Annotated in this window: 5 protein-coding genes; all 5 read left to right on the forward strand. The window is 72.4% G+C overall.

Annotated elements, in window-relative coordinates; all coding sequences use genetic code 11:
* Position 1: 1 nt before the first annotated feature.
* The 5 genes from ES689_RS15405 (at position 2) to ES689_RS15425 (ending at position 5,727) form a co-directional block, all read left to right on the forward strand.
* Complete coding sequence (locus ES689_RS15405; RefSeq protein ID WP_146906450.1) at positions 2 to 1,570, forward strand: MFS transporter; 1,569 nt, start codon at positions 2 to 4, stop codon at positions 1,568 to 1,570.
* Positions 1,571 to 1,736: 166 nt separating this feature from the next.
* On the forward strand, positions 1,737 to 2,819 hold the full coding sequence (locus tag ES689_RS15410; RefSeq protein ID WP_146906452.1) for a 3-isopropylmalate dehydrogenase: 1,083 nt from the start codon (positions 1,737 to 1,739) through the stop codon (positions 2,817 to 2,819).
* Positions 2,816 to 3,931, forward strand: coding sequence for a branched-chain amino acid aminotransferase (locus ES689_RS15415; RefSeq protein WP_146906454.1), 1,116 nt, complete (start codon positions 2,816 to 2,818; stop codon positions 3,929 to 3,931). Before ES689_RS15410 ends, ES689_RS15415 begins: the two co-directional genes overlap by 4 nt.
* Positions 3,928 to 4,698: a fumarylacetoacetate hydrolase family protein gene (locus ES689_RS15420; RefSeq protein ID WP_123548570.1), complete on the forward strand. Its 771-nt coding sequence runs from the start codon at positions 3,928 to 3,930 to the stop codon at positions 4,696 to 4,698. The genes ES689_RS15415 and ES689_RS15420 overlap by 4 nt, the downstream gene beginning before the upstream one ends.
* A gap of 9 nt (positions 4,699 to 4,707) precedes the next feature.
* Positions 4,708 to 5,727 (forward strand): YeiH family protein, encoded by a 1,020-nt coding sequence (locus tag ES689_RS15425; RefSeq protein WP_146906456.1) that lies wholly within the window; start codon positions 4,708 to 4,710, stop codon positions 5,725 to 5,727.
* Positions 5,728 to 6,000: the final 273 nt, after the last annotated feature.

A 6,000-nucleotide genomic window follows, 5' to 3' on the forward strand; every position in this document is an offset into this window, starting at 1 on the left:
CATGAGCACCCGCGACGCCCGCCGCACCCCCGCCCCGACGACCGGCACCACGACGACACGCGCCCCCGCGCCCGGCCGCGCCGGCGCCCGCCAGTGGGCCGCCCTCGTCGTCCTGATGCTGCCGGTCCTCCTCGTCTCCGTCGACAACACGGTGCTGAGCTTCGCGCTCCCCGAGATCTCGACCGCGCTGCAGCCCTCGGCGGCCGCGCAGCTCTGGATCGTCGACGTCTACTCCCTCGTCCTCGCCGGCCTGCTCGTCGCGATGGGCTCGCTCGGCGACCGCTTCGGCCGCAGGCGCCTCCTCCTCATCGGGGCCAGCGGCTTCGCCGCGGTCTCGGTCGTCGCCGCCTTCGCGCCGACTGCCGAGGCGCTGATCGCCGCCCGTGCCGTGCTCGGCTTCTTCGGCGCGATGATCATGCCCGCGACGCTGTCGCTGCTGCGCAGCACGTTCACCGACCGCGACCAGCGCCGCCTCGCCATCGCGATCTGGGCGAGCGGCTTCGCGGCCGGCTCCGCCCTCGGCCCCATCGTCGGGGGAGTCCTGCTCGAGCACTTCGCCTGGGGCTCGATCTTCCTCATCGCCGTGCCGGTGCTGCTGCCCCTGCTCGTCGCCGCGCCGATCCTCGTCGTCGAGAGCCGTGACCCCGCTCCCGGCCCGTTCGACCTCGTCTCGGTCGTGCTCTCCCTGCTCGCGATGGCGCCTGTCGTCGCCGCGATCAAGCAGCTCGCGACTCACGGTCCGGGCCTGGACGTCCTGGCCCTCGCCGTGGTCGGCCTGACGGCGGGCTGGCTCTTCGTCCGGCGTCAGCTGCGGCGTCCGCGCCCGCTGCTCGACGTGCGGCTGTTCACGAACCCGGTCTTCGCGGGATCGATCGTCGTCAACCTGCTGGCCATCACCTCCTTGGTGGGGTTCTTGTTCTTCACGACGCAGCACCTGCAGCTCGTCGTGGGCCTCCGGCCGCTGCACGCCGCGCTGACCCTGCTGCCGGGCCTCGTCGTCATGGTGCTGTCCGGGCTGGCGGTCGTGCCGCTCGTCCGCCGGGTCGCGCCGCGCAGCATCGTCGCCGTCGGCCTCGGCGCCGCGGCCGTCGCGTACGGAGCCGTGTGGCTGTCCGGCGCCGACGCCCCGGTGTGGGTCTTCGTCGTCAGCTTCGCCCTCGTCGGCCTCGGGGTGGGAGCGGCCGAGACGATCTCGAACGACCTGATCATCGCCGCCGTCCCGGCCGACCGCGCAGGAGCCGCCTCCGCGGTCTCCGAGACCGCCTACGAGGTCGGGGCGGTGCTGGGCACGGCCGTGCTCGGCAGCATGCTCACGGCGATCTACCGCGGTGCGCTCGTGGTGCCCGCCTCGGTGCCGACCGAGGCCGCGTCGGCCGCCCGGGAGACCCTCGGCGGCGCCGTCGCGGCCGCCGAGCCCCTCGAGCCGTCGCTCGCCACGGCCCTGCTCGACGCCGCGACGCACGCCTTCGACACGGGGCTCGTCGCGACCGCCGCCGTCGGAGCCGGCGTGATGGTGCTCGCCGTCGTGGTCGCCCTCGTCGCGCTCCGTCGGGCCTCCGCGCACGACTGATCTGCAGGAGGCACGAGACGCGTCCTGCAGGAGGCGCCCGGCAGGTCGCCCAGGAGGCGCGGCACGCGTCCCCGGCGCCCGCCCGCGACCCCCTGCAGGAGGCGCGGCGCCCGTCCCTGCGCAGGTACAGTGAAGGGTCACCCGCTTCGCCGACCCCAGGAGTCCCATGTCGCGCACCGTCCGGCTCGCCGCCGTCCCCGGCGACGGCATCGGCCCCGAGGTCGTCGCCGAGGCGCTGAAGGTGCTCGAGGTCGCGTCAGGTGACGACGCCTCCTTCGAGGTGACGCCGTTCGAGCTCGGCGCGACGCGCTACCTCGAGACCGGCGACATCCTCACCGACGACGACCTCGCGGCCCTGGCCTCGCACGACGCGATCCTGCTCGGCGCCGTCGGCGGCGACCCGCGCGACCCCCGCCTCACGGGCGGCATCATCGAGCGCGGCCTGCTGCTCAAGCTCCGCTTCGCGTTCGACCACTACGTCAACCTCCGTCCGACGACCGTCTACCCGGGAGTCCCGTCTCCGCTGGCCGACCCCGGCGAGGTCGACTTCGTGGTCGTCCGCGAGGGCACCGAGGGGCCGTACGTCGGCAACGGCGGCGTGCTCCGCGCCGGCACGCCGCACGAGATCGCCAACGAGGTGAGCGTGAACACCGCGCACGGCGTCGAGCGCGTCGTCCGCTTCGCCTTCGAGAAGGCGCGCAGCCGTCGCGGCCGGCTGACCCTCGTGCACAAGACCAACGTGCTCGTCTTCGCGGGCGGCCTCTGGCAGCGGATCGTCGACGCGGTCGCCGCCGAGTACCCCGACGTCGAGGTCGACTACCAGCACGTCGACGCGGCGACCATCCACCTGGTCGTCGACCCGGCCCGCTTCGACGTGATCGTGACCGACAACCTGTTCGGCGACATCCTCACCGACCTCGCCGGCGCGATCAGCGGCGGCATCGGGCTCGCGGCCTCCGGCAACCTGAACCCGAGCGGGGCGTTCCCGAGCATGTTCGAGCCCGTGCACGGCTCGGCGCCCGACATCGCCGGCCAGCAGCGGGCCGACCCGACCGCCGCGGTGCTGTCCGTCGCGCTCCTCCTCGACCACCTGGGCCTCGACCAGGCTGCGGCGAGGGTCCGCGAGGCCGTCGAGGCCGACATCGCTGAGCGTCAGCAGTCCGCGGGAACCCGCCGCAGCACGTCCGAGATCGGCACGGCCATCGCCGACCGCGTCGCCGCCCTCACCCGCCAGGAGGCCGCATCATGAGCACCGACGACACCACGACCGCCGAGTTCGGCCTCAGCTTCGAGCTGACCCCGTCCGAGTCGGTCCGGGACAGCGCCGAGCGCGAGGTGATCCTCAGCGACCCGGGCTTCGGCAAGCACTTCACCGACCACATGGTCTCCATCCGCTGGACCCTCGACGAGGGCTGGCACGCCGCCCGCGTGCACCCGTACGGGCCGCTCCAGCTCGACCCGGCCGCGTCGGTGCTGCACTACGCACAAGAGATCTTCGAGGGCATGAAGGCCTACCGCCACGCGGACGGCTCCATCTGGTCCTTCCGCCCCGACGCCAACGGCCGACGCCTCCAGCGCTCGGCCCGGCGCCTCGCGCTGCCCGAGCTCTCGACCGACGACTTCGTCGAGAGCGTCAAGCAGCTGGTGCAGGTCGACAGCTCCTGGGTGCCGAGCGCCCCCGAGACGAGCCTCTACCTGCGGCCGTTCATGATCGCGAGCGAGAGCTTCCTCGGCGTGCGGGCGGCCCAGCAGGTCGACTACCACGTCATCGCGAGCCCGGCCGGCGCCTACTTCACGGGAGGCGTGGCCCCGGTCTCGATCTGGCTCACCACGAACTACGCCCGCGCGGGCAAGGGCGGCACGGGTGCCGCCAAGACGGGCGGCAACTACGCCTCGTCGCTGTTGCCGCAGCAGGAGGCCTACGAGAACGGCTGCCAGCAGGTGCTGTTCCTCGACTCGTCCGAGAGCTCGTACATCGAAGAGCTCGGAGGCATGAACGTCGTGCTGGTCTACGCCGACGGCACCCTGGTCACCCCCGACAGCGACTCGATCCTCGAGGGCATCACCCGCGACTCGATCCTCGAGCTCGCCGAGGCGCGCGGCCACCGGGTCGAGCGCCGTCGGGTCTCGCTCGACGAGTGGCGCGACGGCGTCGAGAACGGCGACATCGTCGAGGTGTTCGCCTGCGGCACCGCCGCCGTGGTCGTGCCGATCGCCGAGCTCAAGGGCGAGGGCCTCCACATCGGCTCGCCCGCCGCCGAGGGCGGACCCCTCACGATGTCGCTGCGCGAAGAGCTCACCGACATCCAGTACGGGCGTCGCGACGACGTCCACGGATGGATGACGAGGCTCGACGCATGAAGATCGCACGGTTCGCGACCCCCGGAGAAGACCCCCGCTACGGCATCGTCGACGAGCGCGAGCTGATCGTGCTCGCCGGCGACCCGATGTACAGCGGCTACGAGACCACGGGCGAGCGCGTCTCGCTCCGCTCGGCCAAGCTGCTCGCACCGGTGATCCCGCGCTCGAAGGTCGTGGGAGTGGGCCTGAACTACCACGACCACGCCGACGAGCTGGGGCAGACCCCGCCGGAGGCGCCCCTGCTGTTCCTGAAGCCGAACACGACGGTCATCGGCTTCGGCGACTCGATCCAGCTGCCGCCCGACATCGGGCAGGTCGACTTCGAGGGCGAGCTCGCCATCGTGATCGGCTCGATCGCCAAGCGCGTCAAGGCCGAGGACTACCAGGACGTGGTCTTCGGCTACACGATCGCGAACGACGTCACCGCCCGCGACGTCCAGTCGGCCGACGGCCAGTGGACGCGCGCGAAGGGCTACGACACGTTCCTGCCGCTCGGCCCGTACATCGAGAACGAGTTCGACTGGAGCGACGCGACCATCGAGACCCGCGTCGACGGCGAGGTCAAGCAGCGCGAGTCGACGATGCAGATGATCCACAAGATCCCCGAGCTGATCGAGTACGTGACCGACGTGTTCACGCTCCTGCCCGGCGACGTCATCCTCACCGGCACCCCCGCCGGCATCGGCCCGTTCACCGCGGGCGAGACCGTCGAGGTCGCGATCTCGGGCATCGGCTCGCTGATCAACCCCGCCAAGAACCGCGTCTAGGTCCTGTCGGTGACGACCCCGGCACCGTCCGCCGTGCCTGCGCGGCGACGGGTCCTCCCCGGGGTGGGCCTCGCGGCCGGGGTGCTCGGGGTCGCGTGGCTCGTGCACCTGGCCCTGCCGGCGGTTCCGGTCCTGACCGGCTGCGTCGTCCTCGGCATCGCCCTGGGTCAGGTCCCGGCGTTCCGGTCGGCCCTCGACGGGGTGCTCGCGCCCGGGCTGACACTCTCGGCCAAGCGCCTGCTCCGCATCGGGGTGGTGCTGCTCGGGCTCAAGCTCAGCCTGGTCGACGTGGCCGGACTCGGCTGGGCGACGGTGCTCAGCGTCGTCGGGATCCTGGTCGCCACGTTCGTGGTGACCTGGCTGCTCGGGAGGTGGGCGAGACTCCCGGGAGACCAGCCCCTCCTGCTCGCGGCCGGCTTCTCGATCTGCGGTGCCTCGGCGATCGGCGCGATGTCGGCGGTGACCCGCGACCGCGGCAAGGACGCCGCGACCCCGGTGGCCTTGGTCACCCTGTGCGGGACGGCGGCGATCGCGGTCCTCCCCGCGCTCGGCTCGGCGCTCGGACTGACGCCGGTGCAGTTCGGCGCGTGGACCGGGGCGAGCGTGCACGACGTCGGCCAGGTGGTCGCGACCGCGCAGACCGCCGGCGCCTCGGCACTCGCGATCGCCGTGGTGGTCAAGCTCACACGGGTGGTCATGCTCGCGCCCGTGGTCGCGATCACCTCGGCGGTCGTCCGCCGCGGGGGAGGCGACGCCGGCACCCGGCCCCCCTTGGTGCCCCTGTTCGTGCTCGGCTTCCTGGCCGCGGTCGTGCTGCGCACCCTGGTCGACCTGCCGGAGGCGGTGGTCACCGGAGCCGACACGGTCCAGACCGTCCTGCTCGGCCTGGCACTCGTCGGGCTCGGGTCGAGCGTCCGGCTCGAGCGCCTCGCCCGCACCGGTGGTCGCGCCGTCCTGGTCGGCCTCGGCTCCTGGGTCTTCGTCGCCGGGCTCTCGCTGCTCGTCGTCCTCGCGTTGCCGCTCGCCTGACGACCGCGCCCGCCGGTCGTCTCGGTCGCCGATCACCGCGCCATCGACCGTGTCGACCGTCTTCGTCACCATGCCCTGGGACGCCCTGTGCCGGGCACTGGCGACCATTCAGGCCACGACCATTGAATCTCCGGGCTTCTCGGTTGCGACACGCCCGGGATGCGGCAGGGTTTGGACGATGTGGCTGGTGTGCCTGTAATGTTTCCTCTTGTCACCACGGAGGTGCGGCGGAGCGAAGCTTCACCGGCCACCAAGTGACACTGACCTCCAAGT

It is taken from the genome of Frigoribacterium sp. ACAM 257, assembly GCF_007954365.1.
Taxonomy (GTDB): domain Bacteria; phylum Actinomycetota; class Actinomycetes; order Actinomycetales; family Microbacteriaceae; genus Frigoribacterium.

Bases quoted from the DNA above. Each gene is read 5' to 3' on its own strand.
- ES689_RS15405 (WP_146906450.1), top strand. From the start codon at position 2: ATGAGCACCCGCGACGCCCGCCGCACCCCCGCCCCGACGACCGGCACC.
- ES689_RS15410 (WP_146906452.1), top strand. From the start codon at position 1,737: ATGTCGCGCACCGTCCGGCTCGCCGCCGTCCCCGGCGACGGCATCGGC.
- ES689_RS15415 (WP_146906454.1), top strand. From the start codon at position 2,816: ATGAGCACCGACGACACCACGACCGCCGAGTTCGGCCTCAGCTTCGAG.
- ES689_RS15420 (WP_123548570.1), top strand. From the start codon at position 3,928: ATGAAGATCGCACGGTTCGCGACCCCCGGAGAAGACCCCCGCTACGGC.